Below are 15,621 nucleotides of genomic sequence, written 5' to 3'. Positions count from 1 at the left end.
AGGTATTATCGAAATATGGCGGTTTTATTTCTTACCAAACATTTTCTGCCCAATCATTACCAGCGCCAGTACGGCCGCGCCGACAATCAGACCGACAACTAAATCCGTTGCACCGGTAATCAGCGTATTGACCCAGCTTTCGTGGCCGTGCGTCAGAGGCTCAATCAGGCTGTGCATAAACGGCAGCCCGTGGCTGATAATGCTGCCACCGACCAGGAACATGGCGACAGTCCCCACCACTGACAGCGTTTTCATCAGCCACGGGGCGAGATTCACGATGCCACGCCCAAATGCGCGTACGCCGTTCATGATGCTGCTTTCGCCGGACAGTTTGCTCAGGTATAAACCGGCATCGTCGATTTTCACAATCGCCCCCACCAAACCGTACACGCCAATGGTCATCGCGACGGCGATCAGCACCATGACAGTGACCTGATTGATGAACGGTGCGGCGGAGACGATACCGAGAGAGATCACAATGATTTCGGCTGACAAAATGAAGTCAGTCCGGACGGCGCCTTTTACTTTCTCTTTTTCGAGCTTTTTAGCGTCGGCTTCATTTTTTACCTGCTCAGCCGCCGGTTTTTCTTCTTCATGATGCTTGCCGGGCATCAGTTTATGCGCGATTTTTTCGAACCCTTCGTAACACAGGTACGCGCCCCCAATCATCAGCAACGGCGTAATTGCCCAGGGAATAAAGGCGCTGATAAGTAAAGCCAGCGGCACCAGAATGGCCTTATTCAGCATGGACCCTTTAGCCACCGCCCAGACGATGGGCAGCTCCCGGTCAGCCTTAACCCCTGTGACCTGCTGCGCATTGAGCGCTAAGTCGTCTCCCAGTACGCTGGCCGTTTTCTTGGCCGCGACTTTACTCATCGCCGCTACGTCATCAAGAATTGATGCAATGTCATCGATCAAAGCCAGAAGGCTACCACCTGCCATAATTTATGCTCTCCATAAAAGCGTTTTACGTTTCTTGTTAAAATGAGTTCCGCCCGCGCGGAAACCCGAATCTGCGTTCCTGACTGTGCAGGTGATCAAGGAAGCAGAAAATTCATAAAAAATAATCATATCAGTGATTGCACTCCGCCGTCGATTCGTGCGAATGTTGTGCCGGTCCTAAATAACTTTGAAAACTCTTCATCATTTCTCCATAAAATATCTTTAATTCTCCTCAGCTTATCAGTGTCTACATATTTCCTTTCATTCCCTCCTTATTTTTACCACAAAGGTTAAACTTCTTTACGTTGCATTACGCCTGCTTTCATTCGTTAAGCGATAATTATTTCAACGGATTGCTTCCGCTCCATTAATTAACGAAACTAACGAAAGAAAGGTGCGTAATATGAAACTCTTACCTGCAATTACTGCTGTTGCCATTACGGTTGCTTCATTCTCTGCGCTGGCCGCTTCCCCAATCACTGCACAGCAGGCTGAAAGTGGGACTTATCAGTCACTGGGTATGGTTTCTGTCAGCGCCCCCAGCACCGTCCCAGGCAGCATGACGGATGCGCTGAACCAGATCGCCAGCGATAAAGGCGCAACACATTACCGCGTTGTCGGTGCCGGTACGCCGGGTGACTCCAGCCTGAACCGTGCAAATGTTGAGTTGTATAAATAACATCTGACTGACTTCAGAGAGTGTGTGAGAAGGCCAATGTCACCTGACATTGGCCTTTTTATTTGTGCCCGGACCTGCACACACCTCCTTTTTTGGGAGTTATCTCATGTGATTTGTTTTTAATTGTTCCTCCTGACGTTTATTCCCCTTAATAATCATTTCTTAAGAATTTTTCTGTTATATAAGGGTCTATGTTTTCAGGAGGTGGTTAATATGTTGAATGCCGCGAGAATGACGATTAAGAACACCGGTCTTTCGATCCAGAATCAATTTTTTTATTTGCAGAATTTTATTAGTTCACCACGGACCATGGGAACGCTGATGCCGTCGTCTCCCTGGTTGTGCCATGCCATGCTCAACCAGATCGACTGGACAACATCCTTACATATCGCGGAGTTAGGGGCTGCTGATGGCGTACTGACCCGACGTATTTTGAACCGTATGCGTGCTGATGCCCGGCTTGATGCCTTTGAGATCCAGCCTGCGTTTATCCGTAAACTGAATCTGATCGACGACCCGCGACTGCAGGTCATGGCGCATTCTGCGGAACATCTCACGGGCGGCTACGACGCCGTGTTTTCCTGCCTGCCTCTGCTCTCAATACCCACGCGGATCAGCATGAGAATTTTGCAAAGAACACAGCAGCAACTGAAGGAGAAGGACGGGGTGCTGGTGCTGTTTCAGTACAGTCATCTTTCTGAAAAAATGCTCTCACGCTACTTCACCTGGAAAAAAATTCGTGTGGTGAAGAATTTCCCCCCGGCTCTGGTCTATATTTGTAAACCACACTGATACAGCACTTTACCGCCTGACCCTGCTGAGAATATTGCGCTGCAAGGATTTATCAGTATCATGCCAGGGGTGGCGTAAATAAAACGCTACAGAAGCTTCACCGGCAGGTGACAAAAACCTGCCAGTGAGGCTTTTTTGTTGTACTATTTCGCGAGTACACCGCGTCGGCATTTCAACGTACGATTTTTGACATTTATCCTTCAGGTCAATGATGGATTTTCATCAGATGAGCAACGAGGCTCCCAGGGAATTAAGGACAGCGTTAATGACACAACCCATTTTCATGGTAGGCGCGCGTGGCGCGGGCAAAACGACGGTTGGAAGTGCTCTGGCCAATGCGCTGGGCTATAAATTTTCCGACACCGATCTGCATTTGCTGCGCACCTCCGGCCTCAGTGTGGCTGATATCGTTGACCGTGAAGGCTGGCAGGGTTTCCGCCGCCGTGAAACCGAGACGCTGAAAACGATCAGCTCACCGCTCACCGTGGTGGCGACCGGCGGAGGCGTGGTGCTCTCTGCCGAAAATCGTGAGTTTATGCGTCAGGCCGGCACCGTGATTTATCTGCGTTCACCGGCCTCTACGCTTGCCAACCGTCTGGAAGATGCGCCGATGGAAGACCAGCGTCCGACGCTGACGGGCAAGCCGATTACTGAGGAAATGATGCAGGTGCTGAATGAGCGTGAAGCGTTGTATCAGCAGGCCGCTCATCATGTCGTGGACGGCACGCAGGATCCCGCACAGGTCGTCAATGCCATCATGGATGCCCTGGCATTACAGATGGTGCGCTGAACGCCTGGCGTGGACATAAAAAACGAGCTCTGATGGCTCGTTTTTTTATGTCCGCACGGGCAGGATTTTGGCAGGCGTAAACAAAACGGGCCATCAGATGTGCGGTGCGTCACGACTGAGCGATATTGCCCTGGTGAATGCATAGGCGTAAAGTAATAACTCAGGTGATTACTTTACACTTCCACAACGGACCCCATGATGAAACCCCTGATGTCATTCTTTCACCAGCATAGCAAAGCGATGCCCGCTATCTGGTCGATCACGATTATCCTCGTTGAAGCCTCTATTGCGCTGTATATTTTGCGTAATCTTTAATCGCTACATTCTGCTGGGTTTTACATCCGTCACCTCATAAATACTCGGCATTATTCCCCCTCCTTCTCTTTATTAAATGGTCTTAGGATTATCTTTAAGCATATTCCTTAACCGCAATTTCATTTGCGCAAAAATAAACGCCTTGACGCTGACACGTATCAGCACTATTTTTCAAACAACTTAACAGGAACCTTGTTCCACATATCGGAACTTCTCTCTTTATGAGCACATTAGAGAATGCGACGTCAGTGCTGAAGTTATTTTCCCGGCAGGGTGTCAGTCAGGGGCATCCGGGTTTGTCATTCAGTGATGTGGTGAGCAGTTTACAATTGCCAAAAAGTACGGTTTCCCGGTTATTAATGACGATGGAAACGCAAGGGCTGTTAGAGCGTGATCCGGACAGCCGTTTATATCGCATAGGAAAATTATTACTGGCGGTATCCAGCCATTATCTTTCGACGCCGCTGGTGGATGCGACATCACCTTATATGACGCAGCTGAGCCAGCTGACCCAGTGCACCGGATACGTGTCGATACTGGAAGGGCGCGACATTATGGTCATGCGCATGTTTCCCGGCAGGACGTATCTGCAGGTGATGACACCGGCGGGCAGCCTGCTGCCTGCGCATGAAACGGCCATTGGCCGGGCGATCCTGGCCCGCTACAGCGACGAAGAAGTGCGCGAGCGTTACAAGGGTATTTATCACGTGAACTCGGCGAATTCGCCGAAAAGCATCGATTTATTATTAGTGCGCCTGGCTGAAATCCGGCAGACCGGTTTGTCTTTTGCCAACAACGAAACGTTGCAGGGCATCAGTTCTTTAGCCACCAGCATTTTTAATAAACACCGCAATGAAATTGTAGGATTAGGTTTGTCGTTCTCTTCACCTTCTGAAGGAAAGGGCATACCGGACGGAATAAAAGACGGTTTGATTGCCGTTACCCGAAAAATTGCTGAGAAACTCGGTGATGATGACTGGGGAAATAATCTGAAGTTGTCCGATTTGCAGTAAATACGTCAGGCCTAACTGCTGACGTTAAAAGTAAAGCGAGTACCAGACCGACACCAGGGCTTATTTTTAGCCAGTACGACACAATGACTGTTCCAATGATGAACAGCGTTCGTAACCGTTTTAGCTCGTGCGCGTTTGCGCCGGTTACGTGTTTTAAGAGGATTTTGTGATGAGTTTAGCCAACACATTGACGATATCTGAGTTTCTCCGTTCACTGCGTCTTTCCGGGCTGTATGGCCTGAAAGATGGGAAATCACGCTTATGATGACTTCTTTTGCGACCCTGACCATTGGACAGGCACCGCGCAGCGATATTATGCCGCTGCTGACGGCGCATCTGCCGGACGAACCCGTGACACATTTCGGGTTACTGGACGGCCTAAGCAGGGAGCAAATAGAGCAGCGTTATGCGCCGCAAGAGGGCGATGCCGTGCTGGTCGCCGTTTTGCTGGATGGTTCGCAGATTTTACTGTCTGCGGCCAACGCCGAACGCGGATTGCAGGAAAAAATCGATCAGCTGGAAGCGCAGGGATGTACCACGATTTTGCTGCTGTGCGGTGGCGAGTTTGGTCAGTTACACGCAAGCAGTGCATTGCTGATCGAGCCTGAACGCATGATCCCTCCGTTGATCGGTGCGATGGTGGGGACGCATCGCGCAGGAATCGTGGTGCCGGTGGAATCGCAGATTGGCTGGCAGGCCAACAAATGGCGAAAACTGGAAAAACCACCGTGCTTTGCGGTAGCCAGCCCGTATTTAACGGACGATCAGGCACTGAAGGAAGCGGCCAAACGCTTTGCTGAGCAGGGTGCGGAAGTGGTGGTGCTCGATTGTATCGGCTACAACCATCATCACGTTAAAGTGCTGGAGCAACATCTCGATGTGCCGGTGCTGCTGGCGAATGTGCTGATGGTGCAACTGGCGGCAGAACTGGTGGCGTAAGCGGTGACGGGCTGCGGTGATTGCAGGAAGGTGACTCCCCACAATGGCACTGTGCAGGCGTAAAATCAAATCAGTGATGACGCTTTGCGGGCGGTGTCGTCTGGTGCGGATAAACCTGTAATAATCAGTGACAGCAGCGGGTTTTTGCCCCTAATATGGAAGCTCTTAAATTTATCGCAAAGGGCCAATCAATGTTGAAAAATAATGAGTATTTTGACGGGAAAGTAAAATCGATTGGTTTTGACAGCGAAAGTACGGGTGCCGCCAGCGTTGGCGTGATGGCCGTCGGTGAATACACATTTGGCACAGCAAAACCGGAAGAAATGACGGTCATCAGTGGCTCGCTGAAAGTGCTGATCCCTGGCTCTCCGGACTGGCAGGTGTTTAAGCCAGGCGAAACCTTCTACATTCCGGGCAAAAGTGAATTCAACTTGCAGGTGGGTGAAACCACCTCATACCTGTGTAAATACCTGACCAAGTAATTCCTTCAGACACAATAAATGTAAAAAAGGCGCCCAATGAGCGCCTTTTCTGCGTTTGGCAGGCGGTGTTAGCGTTGCGCTTCGCCGCCCAGCGCTTCAATCAGATTCTGAATCAGCGCCGCCAGTTCTCCGGTCATCAGCACGAAATCAGCATCAAAGCGGCCTGCGAAATCTTCGCGGTCGATATCTTCGTTTTGATCACGGATCACGTCACTGAATTTCAGACGCTTGATGCTGCCGTCATCGGCCAGTACCACGGCAATGCGTTCCTGCCAGTCTACCGCCAGCTTGGTCACCAGTTTGCCGTTCTCAATGTGGGTGGCGATTTCGTCGCTGACCAGCGCCTGTTTCTTGCAGCGGATCACGCCGCCTTCTTCCAGAATCGCTTTCAGCTCGGCTTCGTCCTGCAAAGTAAAACCGGCCGGCGTGTCGCCGGAACGCACCCATTCCGTCAGCGTCAGTTCGATCGGGCTTTCCATCGTTAATGGCACGACCGGCAGTGAACCGAGGCTTTTGCGCAGCAGCGCCAGCATGTCTTCGGCTTTTTTGGCGCTGGCGGCATCGACCATGATCAGGCCGTTCACGGTATCGATCCACATGAACGTCTGGCTGTAGCGGCTGAATGCGCGTGGCATCAGGCTGTGCAGCACTTCATCTTTCAGGGAATCTTTTTCGGTTTTCTTCAGCTTACGGTGTTGTTCACCTTCGAGCTGGTCGATCTTGGCCTGTAACTCCTGTTTGATCACCGGAGAAGGCAGGATTTTTTCTTCTTTACGGGCGCAGATCAGGATCTGGCCGCCGTTGACGTGAGTCAGCGCGTCGCCACCGTGAGAACCCATCGGCGAAACCCAGCCGGTTTTTGCCATGTCCTGGCTGCCGCACGGGGTAAAGGTGAAAGCGCTGAGCTGTTTTTCCATTTCGTCAGCAGATAACGAAACTTCACGGCTCAAACGGTAAACCAACAAATTCTTAAACCATAACATGGCGTTATCCCTGTTCCGGCGCACTCGTGGTACGCTGAATAAATGAATGCAGGGCGGCATGATAACCAATTGAGAGTCCGTCGTCGTTAAGAAATCACCGCGCCCTGTAACATTGCATAACAGCTTATTCTGGTGACAGACGCCTCTGGCTTCTAAACTGAATAAACACAAAAAAACTGACCCTGCAAAGTGTAAAAGGAGAACAACACGTGCGAATTGGCATTGATTTAGGCGGCACAAAAATAGAAGTCATTGCGTTATCTGATGAAGGTAAAGAGCTGTTTCGCAAACGGGTCGATACGCCGAGAAATGACTACGAACGCACGCTGAAAGCGATCGAAGGGCTGGTGCTGGACGCCGAGAAAGCCACCGGTCAGCGCGGCAGCGTGGGGCTTGGCATTCCCGGCACGCTTTCTCCGTTTACCGGGAAAGTGAAGAACTCAAACTCCGTGTGGCTGAACGGACAACAGCTGGATGAAGATCTGGCGCTGCTGCTCAACCGTGAGGTGCATATTGCCAACGACGCCAATTGCCTGGCGGTGTCCGAAGCCACCGACGGCGCAGGTGCGGGCCGTCAGACCGTGTTTGCCGTGATCATCGGCACCGGCTGCGGTTCGGGCGTGGCGCTGCACGGCGTGGCGCACGCAGGCGGTAACGGTAATGCAGGCGAATGGGGGCACAATCCGCTGCCGTGGCAGGATGAAGAAGAAATCCAGTTCGCCCGCGAAGTGCCGTGTTACTGCGGGAAATCCGGCTGCGTCGAGACGTTTGTTTCCGGTACCGGTTTTGCCGAGGACTACTTCCGTCTCTCAGGCCAGCGTCTCAAAGGTGCAGAGATTATTGCGCTGGTGGAGCAGGGCGACGAAACCGCTGAACTGGCACTTGGCCGCTACGAACGTCGTCTGGCAAAAGCGCTGGCGAACGTGGTGAATATTCTCGACCCGGATGTGATTGTGTTCGGCGGCGGCATGAGTAACGTCGATCGTTTGTATCAGACCGTTCCTCTGCTGGTGAAGCAGTGGGTCTTCGGGGGAGAATGCGAAACCCCTATCCTCAAAGCCGTTCACGGCGATTCCAGCGGCGTGCGCGGTGCCGCCTGGTTGTGGCCGCAGTCTCGTTTTGCGTTGTAAGCCATCATCAGCTTTCAGGGGCGCAGAATTTGCGCCCCTGATTTCATTCATCACTCCCCAGTCAAAGCGCCATCTCCCGTTTAAAGACGTCCAGCGTATGCGCTTTCACACGGATAAACTCCGGGTGGCTCATGATTTCTGAACCGCGCGGGCGGGGAAGATCGAAGGGTACGATTTCCGCAATCTGCGTTGGCCGTCGCGTCAGCAGTAAGATTTCATCCGCCAGAAATACCGCATCTTCCAGATCGTGAGAAACAATCAGCATGGTAACGCCGGTTGCCAGCTGCACTTCCTGCAATTTATCGCGGATAAACAGCGTCATTTCGAAATCCAGCGCCGAGAAAGGCTCGTCGAGGAACATCACTTCCGGGCGTGTCGCCAGCGCGCGCATGATGCACACGGTTTGCTGCTGGCCGCCGGAAAGCTCGTACGGATAGCGTTTCAGATCAAAACGGATATCGAACATCTGCGTCAGTTCTTCAACCCGCGCGTTCACTTCAGCCTTACTCATGCCGTGACGCACCAGCGGATAGGCGATGTTGGCACGCGCGCTCATCCACGGAAACAGCGCGTCGCGGTAGTTCTGAAACACATAGCCAATGGTGGTCTGCGCCAGCGTCTTGCCGTCAAACAGGATGTCGCCTTTATCTACCGGAATCAGCCCGGCAATCATGTTCATTAACGTTGATTTACCGCAGCCGTTCGGGCCGAAGATCGAGACGATTTTTCCGCGCGGCAAGTCCAGATTGAGATCGGTATACAGCGGCTGTCCGGCAAAGGCTTTGGTCAGGCCGCGAATGGTCACATGGGTATCCGGTCGCGTGGCGTATTGCGGCAGTTGCGGGCCTTTGTAACCGGGGTTCAGCGAGAGAGGTTGCGTCATGCTTTGCTACTCCAGTGGACAGTTTTTTTCTCGATCAGCAAAAAGGCCAGATTCAGTAAATAGCCCAGCGCACCGGTAATCAGGATCGAGGCGTACATGTCTTTGATGTTGAAGACCTGCTGGGCATCAATGATCCGATGGCCGAGGCCGGTTTCTGATCCGATAAACATTTCGGCGACAATCACGATCACCAGCGCAATCGACACACCGGTACGCAGACCCACGAACGTCTGGGCCAGGCTTTCCATCAGCAAAATGTCTTTGAAAATATGCCAGCGGGAAATTCCCATCACCCTGGCCGCCATCAGGCGGGTTTTCTTGGCGTTCATCACGCCGTAGGCGCTGTTAAACAGAATGACCAGCACGGCGGCAAAGGCGGCGATGGCAATTTTGTTGGCATCCGTGATGCCGAAAATCAGCATGAACAGCGGGATCAGCGCGGATGAGGGCGTGGAGCGAAAGAAGTCGATCAGAAATTCCAGGCTGCGATAGACCTTTTCGTTGCTGCCCAAAATCACGCCGAGCGGGACGCCAATGACTGCGGCGAAGCCGAACGCCACCAGCGTGCGGTATAACGTCGCGCCGATGTCGGTGCGCATGGAGACATCCGAAAACGACTGAAACATAAAGCCCAGCGTGTCGACGGGAGAAGGCAGCAGTACCGGATTCAGCCATTTGGCGCTCACTGCCAGTTGCCAGAACAGAAACAGCAGGACAGGGCCGATCAGTGGCAACAATCTTGAAGACCATGGTGATGTCATCATCTTTCCCCTTATCCCTGATAGATCAGCGAAGCGACATCCACCGGTTTGCTGAAGATTTTTCTTTCGGTAAAGACGTCATAAAATTTTTGGAACCATTGCAGATTCTCGCCTTTTAACCCCGGATACATCACGAAGCCTGGCAGTGGCACTTCTTTCACCAGCGCGGGTTCAATGCTGGTGTAACCGGCGACGTTTTCACGGGCTTTATCAGGATGCGCCGCAATGAATTCCACCGCTTTCTGATAAGCGGCAATAAACTTTTTCGTCTCTTCAGGTTTGCTGGCGATAAAGCTGGAGTTCAGCGCCGCCGCGCCGCCAAACCACGGGGCGTCCGCATTGCCGAGCACGTATTTCGAAATCACGCCGGTTTCCAGCGTGCGGGAGAGGTTTTTCATGCGTCCGACGGTGCCGGTGGGTTCGAGCGTATACACACCGTCGATTTGTCCGGCGGCCAGCGCAGGCGCGTGTTGTCCGACCGGCAGTTCAATCACGGAAGGATTGGTGAATCCATTTTTCTCCAGAATGATCTTCGCCATGGTGACGTTCTGGATCCCCGGACCGCAGGCGATCTTTTTGCCTTTCAGATCGCTGATTGCTTTCGCGGTGCTATTCAGCGGCACCAGAAATTCATCCAGCACCAGCTGATGATTGGACGGGTTCGAGCAGATGATTTTGAAAAGATCCGGGGAAGTAATGGCCCCCAGCCCAAGTGCGCCGGTGGCCGTACCGTTGGCGCAGCCGTGGATCCTGCCGGTGATCATCCCTTCAACAATTTGCTGCGCGCTGGCAAATTTAACGCCTTTCACGTTCAGCCCGGCCTCTTTGAAGAACCCTTGTTCGAGAGCGACATAGAGAGGCAAACCGCCGACGATAGGCCAGTAGCCGATGCGAATTTCATCATCATCGGCGGCGAAAACGGTGGTCGGGATCATCCCGCCGAGTGTCATGACACCGCCGGTAATCGCCAGCCATTTCATCATCTGGCGGCGTTGTGTATTGACCGGAAGGTTTGCAGGTTTGTCGTTTTTCATCGGCGTTCCCCTTGGCTGTTTTGCAGGCAGTGCAGCTTGTACTGCAACTTGTATACATAACAGTAAGCACAGGGCGTGCCAGATCGTCACCCGAAGGAAATAACCGATAATTCAGCAGGTTGACAGGCTGTGACGCACCGTGACGGTGCGATTATTGTGCGGATGTGCAGAGAGGGGATCCACCGCAGGGCAACCGGTAGCAAGATTGCTAGCGGGATGGCCTGCGGGTTGACGTTCAGACTTTAAATTCGCTGCTCAGGCGGCTGACACCCAGCCCGTTCACTTTGGTGACTTTGATTTGCACCGGAATGCGATCTTTCATGGCTTCCACATGGCTTATCACACCGATGGTTTTACCTGAGGCATTCAGGCTGTCGAGGGCGTCGAGCGCAGTGTCCAGCGTGTCAGCATCGAGCGTGCCGAAACCTTCGTCGAGGAACAGCGAATCTATACGGGTTTTATCGCTCACCAGATCAGAAAGCGCCAGCGCCAGCGCCAGACTGACCAGGAAACTTTCGCCTCCGGAGAGCGTGCGGGTATCGCGCACCGCATCGGCCTGCCAGGTATCGACCACCTGCAACTCCAGCGCATCGCTGGTTTTGCGCTGCAACAGATAACGGCCATGCAGTTTTTCCAGCTGACGGTTCGCCAGATACACCAGGTGATCGAGCGTCAGACCTTGCGCGAATTTACGGAATTTCGCGCCGTCGCTTGAGCCAATCATCTGATTCAGATAGCCCCAGTCGTCACACGTCAGCTGTGCCTGCGCAATCTGAGCAATCAGCGCCTGTTGGTTGCCGCTTCGCGCTTTATCGTCGTTGAGTTTATTGGTTATTTCGCCCAGACGTTGCTGTAAGGCTTTCAGTTGTTGCGCCAGTTCCGCCTGCTGCGCCGTCAGGGCTTCGAGATCGTTTTCTGTTTCACTCAGATGGGCAGGGCGGGCAAGACGATGTTTTTCCAGCTGTGCTTTGGCATCGCTCAGCAATGCGTTCGCCTGCGCCAGTTGTTGTTGCAGATGTTCTTTACGCTGCTGAAGTTGCTGACGCAGTGCGTCGTCGAGCAGGGCCAGTGTCACCGCGGCTTCATCGGCAAATCCGCTGGCGCTCAGCGCTTGTTGCCACACCTGTTCTGCCCGCTTCAATTGTTCCGTAGCCTGCAATTGTTGCTGCTGCGTACTCGCCAGCTGACCGGCCAGCTGATCGCGCAGTTCCTGCGCTTTTTGCAGCGCGCCCTGTGCGTCACTGACCGCTTTTTCCGCCGCCTGTTGTTGCTGATGTAAGTGCTCGCGAACCTGCGCCACCTGGCGGTCACCGAACAGTTCGAGGCGTTTGGCATTCAGTTCTGAAAGAGATTTCTCACCTTCCGTGAACAGCTTTTGCAGCCGCGCAAAGTCCTGCTGAGTTTTAGCCTGCGTCTCTTCCAGTCGGGTAATGCGTTCGGTCAGCAATACGCTTTGCTGCTGCACTTTCTGCTGCGCGTTCAGGGCGTCATTCAGGGCATCTTTCGCCTGCTGCAACGCCCGCGCCAGTTGTTCGTGCTGGTTAATCAGATCCTGTGACTGCTGTTCTTCTTCGTCGCGTTCCGCCAGCCACTGCTGAATGGCCTGGGTATCCTGCAATCCGAATGTCAGATTCAGCGGCGCGCTGAGTCGCTGCCAGTTTTCGGTATGCGTATTCAGTTGCTGGCTTTCCTGCTCCAGCTGGGTTTGCACGCGTGTTTGCTGTTCTTTCAGACTTTTGATTTTCGCTGCCAGCTCAATGCCGCTGGCTTTTGCTGCATCGAATTCGGTCTGCATTTTATCGACGCGTTGCGCCGTTTCAGAAGGTTTAACCTCCTGATAGTGTTCAATGGCCGGATGGGATGTGGAACCGCACAGCGGGCAGGCTTTGCCGCTTTGCAGATTGGCTCGTTCAGCTTCGAGGCTGACGATCAGCATTTCCTGTTTATGCAGCGCTTTAACGTCGTTCAGATGTTCGAGCTGTTTCTGACATTGCTGGCGGATCGCGCCCAGACGCAGTTCCTCTTCGGCCAGCTGTGTCTGATATTGCACCAAATCTTTTTGCTGTTGCTGCACGCGCTGGTTGAGCTGCGGGAAAATCTGCGCGAGTGAATACAGCTGTTGCCGCACCGGGCGCAGCTGCGCCAGCTCTGTTTGCCGTTTCTGCCATGCTGCCAGCGGATGCTGTTTTTCCAGCTCAGCCTGACGCTGTTGTGCGGCGTTCAGCGCCTCGGTCAGCGCGGTCTGGCGGGTCTGATGCTGGCGGCTTTCTTCGTCCAGTTTCTGACGTTCGGCGGTCATTTGCACCCGCGTCGCGTTATGCTCACTGACCAGTTTCTGCACGTCACTGACCGACTGCTGCGTGTCGGCCAGTGATTTACGCCACTGGATAATTTCGCCATCCAGCGGCAGGATTTTTTCTTCAATCAGCGTCTGCGTCTGACGCTGTTCTTCCGCCTGTTTCAGGCGTGCGGTTTGCGCCTGTTCCACCGCCAGAGTCAGCGGCGTCATCTGCGCAATTTGCTGTTCCTGTTGCTGCGTGAGCTGCGCCAGTTGCTGCACAAGTCGTTGCGATTCATCCTGACAACGCTGGCGATCATTGAGTAACGGACGCAGTTTTTCTGCCGGTTCGCTGCGTGCCAGTTGCTGCAATTGCGGCGCGGCAGCCAAATTTTCCTGCTCGGCGGCGCTCAGTTGCTGCTGAGACTGCTGAAGTTTTTGCTGTACCTGCTGCCACTGTTGCAGCCAGTTAAGATCCTGCTGGCGCTGCTGCGCCTGCCGGCTGAGGCTGATTTCCTGTGCGTTCAGCTCAGTCAGTTCTGTTTCCAGCGCCTGGCGCTGTTCTTCGCTAAGCAGTTCGATACCGGCCATGCGTTGATGCAAACCGTCCAGGGTGACGCGTGCCTCTTTATGTTGTTCAAACACGCGTTCGGACAGCAGACCGTAGATTTCGGTACCGGTGAGTTCTTCCAGCAGTTCGGCGCGGTCGTTGGCGTCGGCATTCAGAAACGCCGCGAACTGGCCCTGCGACAACATCATCGATTTGGTGAAACGGCCAAAATCCAGTCCGGTCAGTTCGGCGATAGCGTCAAGTTTATCGCGCACTTTATCTGCCAGAATTTTGCCGTCGGCCAGCAAGGCCAGCTCGACTTTTGGCGCCTGTAAATTGCCGTCCGGTGAGTTTTTCGCGCGGCGCTGACTCCAGAATGCGCGATAGCCGATGCCTTTTACTTCAAACTCCACTTCGGCCAGTGACTCGGCGGTATGGCGGGTCATCAGTTCATTCTGACTTGGCGTGACGTTCAGGCGTGGCGTCTGGTGATACAGCGCCAGACAGATGGCGTCGAGCAGGGTGGTTTTCCCCGCGCCGGTCGGGCCGGTGATGGCGAATAAACCGTTGCTGGCGAACGGCTCGGCGGTGAAATCAATTTTCCATTCGCCTGCCAGCGAGTTCAGGTTTTTTAAACGCAGGCTGAGAATTTTCATCGTGCGCTGTCCTCTGTGCTCTGACCGCTGGTGACCTGTTCGACAACCTGGGCGAACAGCGTGCGCATCCGCGTCTGGCGCGGTTCATCCGTATCCGCTTCCAGCGACAATCTGCGTTCAAAAACGTCGCTGACGCTCAGCTCGCTGAGGGTTTCTTTTTCCTGCTGTTCGATGCTGTGAATCCGTTGTTCTTTACTGCGGCGCAGTAACACGACCTCCACCGGCAGTTCGGCGGTCAGCGCCTGAATGCGGCGCTGAATATCGCTGAGATAATCCTGCGTCGCCACTTCAATATCCAGCCAGACCGGTTTTGCGGCATCGCCTCCGGTGAAGTGCGCCAGCTGCTGTTCAATCTCCGCCAGCGAGCCTTTGATGATTTGCATCGGCTGGAAAACGGGGATCTCCAGCGTGTCGATGGCGTTGAGCGTGGCACCGTCGAAATCCAGCAGATAGACGCTTTTGACTTTGCTCAGCTCATCAAAACTGAGCGGAATAGGGGAACCGCTGTAACGGATATGCTCCGTTTTCGCCACGCACTGCGCGCGGTGGATATGGCCGAGCGCCACGTAGTCCACCGGCGGGAACGCCTGCGCCGGAAAGGCATCAAGAGTCCCTATATAGATGTCGCGCACGGAATCAGAGGTGCTGACGCCAACGGTGGTCAGATGGCCGGTGGCGATGATCGGCAGCGGCAGACCCAGTTGGTCGCGTTTGGCCTGCGCAGCGTGCCACAGCGCATCATAATGCGCGGCAATGGCTTCCTGTAAGGCCAGCTGTTTGTCGCTGCCGGATTGCCCTGCCTGACTGGCGATTAAATCACGCGGGCGTAAAAAGGGGATCGCGCACAGTACGGCTCCCGGCGTACCATTGCGCTGATTTAACACCAGCACTTGCTCAGACAGATCTTCGCCGACGGTGGCGATCACCTTGGTATTGAGACAGGAAAGCAGCTCGCGGGACTCATTTAACGTGGCGACGGAATCATGATTACCGGCCAGCACAATCAGCTGACAGCCGGTGCGTTGTAATTCCACCACGAAGCGGTTATACAGTTCGCGGGCATAGCTCGGCGGTGAGCCGGTATCGAAAATGTCACCTGCCACGATCACGGCATCAACCTGATGATTTTCCACCTGTTCCGTCAGCCAGCGCAGAAAGGCCTGGTGCTCGGCGGCGCGGCTTTTGGTAAAGAAATACTGGCCAAGATGCCAGTCTGAGGTGTGGATCAGGCGCATGAAACTCCCTGTGGTTCGCGGTGCGGTAACAATGGCGCAAAGTATAAACGCCGACGGGGGACGATGTCCTGAGAAAATCGGACGCATTTCAGCAAGATGGCTGTTAAATTGCCGGGTAATGAACCATCCTTTCTATTCATAAATCTGTCACAAAACTGA

At 53.7% G+C, this 15,621-nt stretch carries 14 protein-coding genes; 7 read left to right on the top strand and 7 right to left on the bottom strand.

The features are described from left to right. Window positions 1-24: 24 nt before the first annotated feature. Window positions 25-942 carry a DUF808 domain-containing protein gene (locus J1779_RS24700; protein WP_056770923.1) on the bottom strand — a complete coding sequence of 306 codons (918 nt, stop codon included), beginning with the start codon at window positions 940-942 and terminating at the stop codon, window positions 25-27. 403 nt (window positions 943-1,345) lie between these two features. On the opposite strand from J1779_RS24700, the gene J1779_RS24695 reads away from it, so the two are divergent. The 6 genes from J1779_RS24695 to ppnP all read left to right on the top strand — a co-directional run bounded on the left by J1779_RS24695 (window position 1,346) and on the right by ppnP (window position 5,952). Next, entirely contained in the window at window positions 1,346-1,621 is a 276-nt protein-coding gene (locus J1779_RS24695) for a YdgH/BhsA/McbA family protein (RefSeq protein ID WP_056770926.1), read from the top strand. Window positions 1,622-1,834: 213 nt separating this feature from the next. Next, window positions 1,835-2,413, top strand: coding sequence for a class I SAM-dependent methyltransferase (locus tag J1779_RS24690; protein ID WP_122096024.1), 579 nt, complete (start codon window positions 1,835-1,837; stop codon window positions 2,411-2,413). A gap of 265 nt (window positions 2,414-2,678) precedes the next feature. Then, on the top strand, window positions 2,679-3,203 hold the full coding sequence (aroL, locus tag J1779_RS24685; RefSeq protein WP_056770933.1) for a shikimate kinase AroL: 525 nt from the start codon (window positions 2,679-2,681) through the stop codon (window positions 3,201-3,203). Between the two features lie 536 nt (window positions 3,204-3,739). Beyond that, on the top strand, window positions 3,740-4,531 hold the full coding sequence (locus J1779_RS24680) for an IclR family transcriptional regulator (RefSeq protein WP_056770936.1): 792 nt from the start codon (window positions 3,740-3,742) through the stop codon (window positions 4,529-4,531). 261 nt (window positions 4,532-4,792) lie between these two features. After that, window positions 4,793-5,470 (top strand): AroM family protein, encoded by a 678-nt coding sequence (locus J1779_RS24675; RefSeq protein ID WP_217205002.1) that lies wholly within the window; start codon window positions 4,793-4,795, stop codon window positions 5,468-5,470. A 191-nt stretch (window positions 5,471-5,661) separates the two neighbouring features. Then, complete coding sequence (ppnP, locus tag J1779_RS24670; protein WP_056770943.1) at window positions 5,662-5,952, top strand: pyrimidine/purine nucleoside phosphorylase; 291 nt, start codon at window positions 5,662-5,664, stop codon at window positions 5,950-5,952. A gap of 68 nt (window positions 5,953-6,020) precedes the next feature. On the opposite strand, the gene rdgC is transcribed toward ppnP, so the two are convergent. Beyond that, window positions 6,021-6,935, bottom strand: a complete 915-nt coding sequence (gene rdgC / locus J1779_RS24665) for a recombination-associated protein RdgC (protein ID WP_056770946.1) — start codon at window positions 6,933-6,935, stop codon at window positions 6,021-6,023. Between the two features lie 209 nt (window positions 6,936-7,144). Here rdgC and mak point away from each other — a divergent pair, with 209 nt between their 5' ends. Next, complete coding sequence (gene mak / locus J1779_RS24660) at window positions 7,145-8,065, top strand: fructokinase (protein WP_056770951.1); 921 nt, start codon at window positions 7,145-7,147, stop codon at window positions 8,063-8,065. 61 nt (window positions 8,066-8,126) lie between these two features. On the opposite strand, the gene J1779_RS24655 is transcribed toward mak, so the two are convergent. The 5 genes from J1779_RS24655 to sbcD all read right to left on the bottom strand — a co-directional run bounded on the left by J1779_RS24655 (window position 8,127) and on the right by sbcD (window position 15,462). Then, the gene (locus tag J1779_RS24655) at window positions 8,127-8,948 is read right to left on the bottom strand and encodes an ABC transporter ATP-binding protein (protein ID WP_056770953.1); all 822 of its coding nucleotides are present in this window, start codon (window positions 8,946-8,948) and stop codon (window positions 8,127-8,129) included. Beyond that, window positions 8,945-9,709 (bottom strand): ABC transporter permease, encoded by a 765-nt coding sequence (locus J1779_RS24650; RefSeq protein ID WP_056770957.1) that lies wholly within the window; start codon window positions 9,707-9,709, stop codon window positions 8,945-8,947. Before J1779_RS24650 ends, J1779_RS24655 begins: the two co-directional genes overlap by 4 nt. An 11-nt stretch (window positions 9,710-9,720) precedes the next feature. Beyond that, complete coding sequence (locus tag J1779_RS24645; RefSeq protein ID WP_056770960.1) at window positions 9,721-10,743, bottom strand: ABC transporter substrate-binding protein; 1,023 nt, start codon at window positions 10,741-10,743, stop codon at window positions 9,721-9,723. 235 nt (window positions 10,744-10,978) lie between these two features. Next, window positions 10,979-14,227 carry an exonuclease subunit SbcC gene (sbcC, locus tag J1779_RS24640; protein WP_217205001.1) on the bottom strand — a complete coding sequence of 1,083 codons (3,249 nt, stop codon included), beginning with the start codon at window positions 14,225-14,227 and terminating at the stop codon, window positions 10,979-10,981. Beyond that, window positions 14,224-15,462: an exonuclease subunit SbcD gene (gene sbcD, locus J1779_RS24635; protein WP_217205000.1), complete on the bottom strand. Its 1,239-nt coding sequence runs from the start codon at window positions 15,460-15,462 to the stop codon at window positions 14,224-14,226. The genes sbcC and sbcD overlap by 4 nt, the downstream gene beginning before the upstream one ends. Window positions 15,463-15,621: the final 159 nt, after the last annotated feature.

Source organism: Rahnella rivi, from assembly GCF_019049655.1.
GTDB classification, from domain to species: Bacteria; Pseudomonadota; Gammaproteobacteria; order Enterobacterales; family Enterobacteriaceae; genus Rahnella; species Rahnella rivi.
This window is presented reverse-complemented; position numbering and strand designations above follow the sequence as displayed.

Bases quoted from the DNA above. Each gene is read 5' to 3' on its own strand.
- J1779_RS24645 (WP_056770960.1), bottom strand. From the start codon at position 10,743: ATGAAAAACGACAAACCTGCAAACCTTCCGGTCAATACACAACGCCGC.
- J1779_RS24695 (WP_056770926.1), top strand. From the start codon at position 1,346: ATGAAACTCTTACCTGCAATTACTGCTGTTGCCATTACGGTTGCTTCA.
- J1779_RS24675 (WP_217205002.1), top strand. From the start codon at position 4,793: ATGATGACTTCTTTTGCGACCCTGACCATTGGACAGGCACCGCGCAGC.
- J1779_RS24655 (WP_056770953.1), bottom strand. From the start codon at position 8,948: ATGACGCAACCTCTCTCGCTGAACCCCGGTTACAAAGGCCCGCAACTG.
- J1779_RS24700 (WP_056770923.1), bottom strand. From the start codon at position 942: ATGGCAGGTGGTAGCCTTCTGGCTTTGATCGATGACATTGCATCAATT.
- sbcD (WP_217205000.1), bottom strand. From the start codon at position 15,462: ATGCGCCTGATCCACACCTCAGACTGGCATCTTGGCCAGTATTTCTTT.
- rdgC (WP_056770946.1), bottom strand. From the start codon at position 6,935: ATGTTATGGTTTAAGAATTTGTTGGTTTACCGTTTGAGCCGTGAAGTT.
- sbcC (WP_217205001.1), bottom strand. From the start codon at position 14,227: ATGAAAATTCTCAGCCTGCGTTTAAAAAACCTGAACTCGCTGGCAGGC.
- J1779_RS24650 (WP_056770957.1), bottom strand. From the start codon at position 9,709: ATGACATCACCATGGTCTTCAAGATTGTTGCCACTGATCGGCCCTGTC.
- aroL (WP_056770933.1), top strand. From the start codon at position 2,679: ATGACACAACCCATTTTCATGGTAGGCGCGCGTGGCGCGGGCAAAACG.
- J1779_RS24680 (WP_056770936.1), top strand. From the start codon at position 3,740: ATGAGCACATTAGAGAATGCGACGTCAGTGCTGAAGTTATTTTCCCGG.
- J1779_RS24690 (WP_122096024.1), top strand. From the start codon at position 1,835: ATGTTGAATGCCGCGAGAATGACGATTAAGAACACCGGTCTTTCGATC.
- ppnP (WP_056770943.1), top strand. From the start codon at position 5,662: ATGTTGAAAAATAATGAGTATTTTGACGGGAAAGTAAAATCGATTGGT.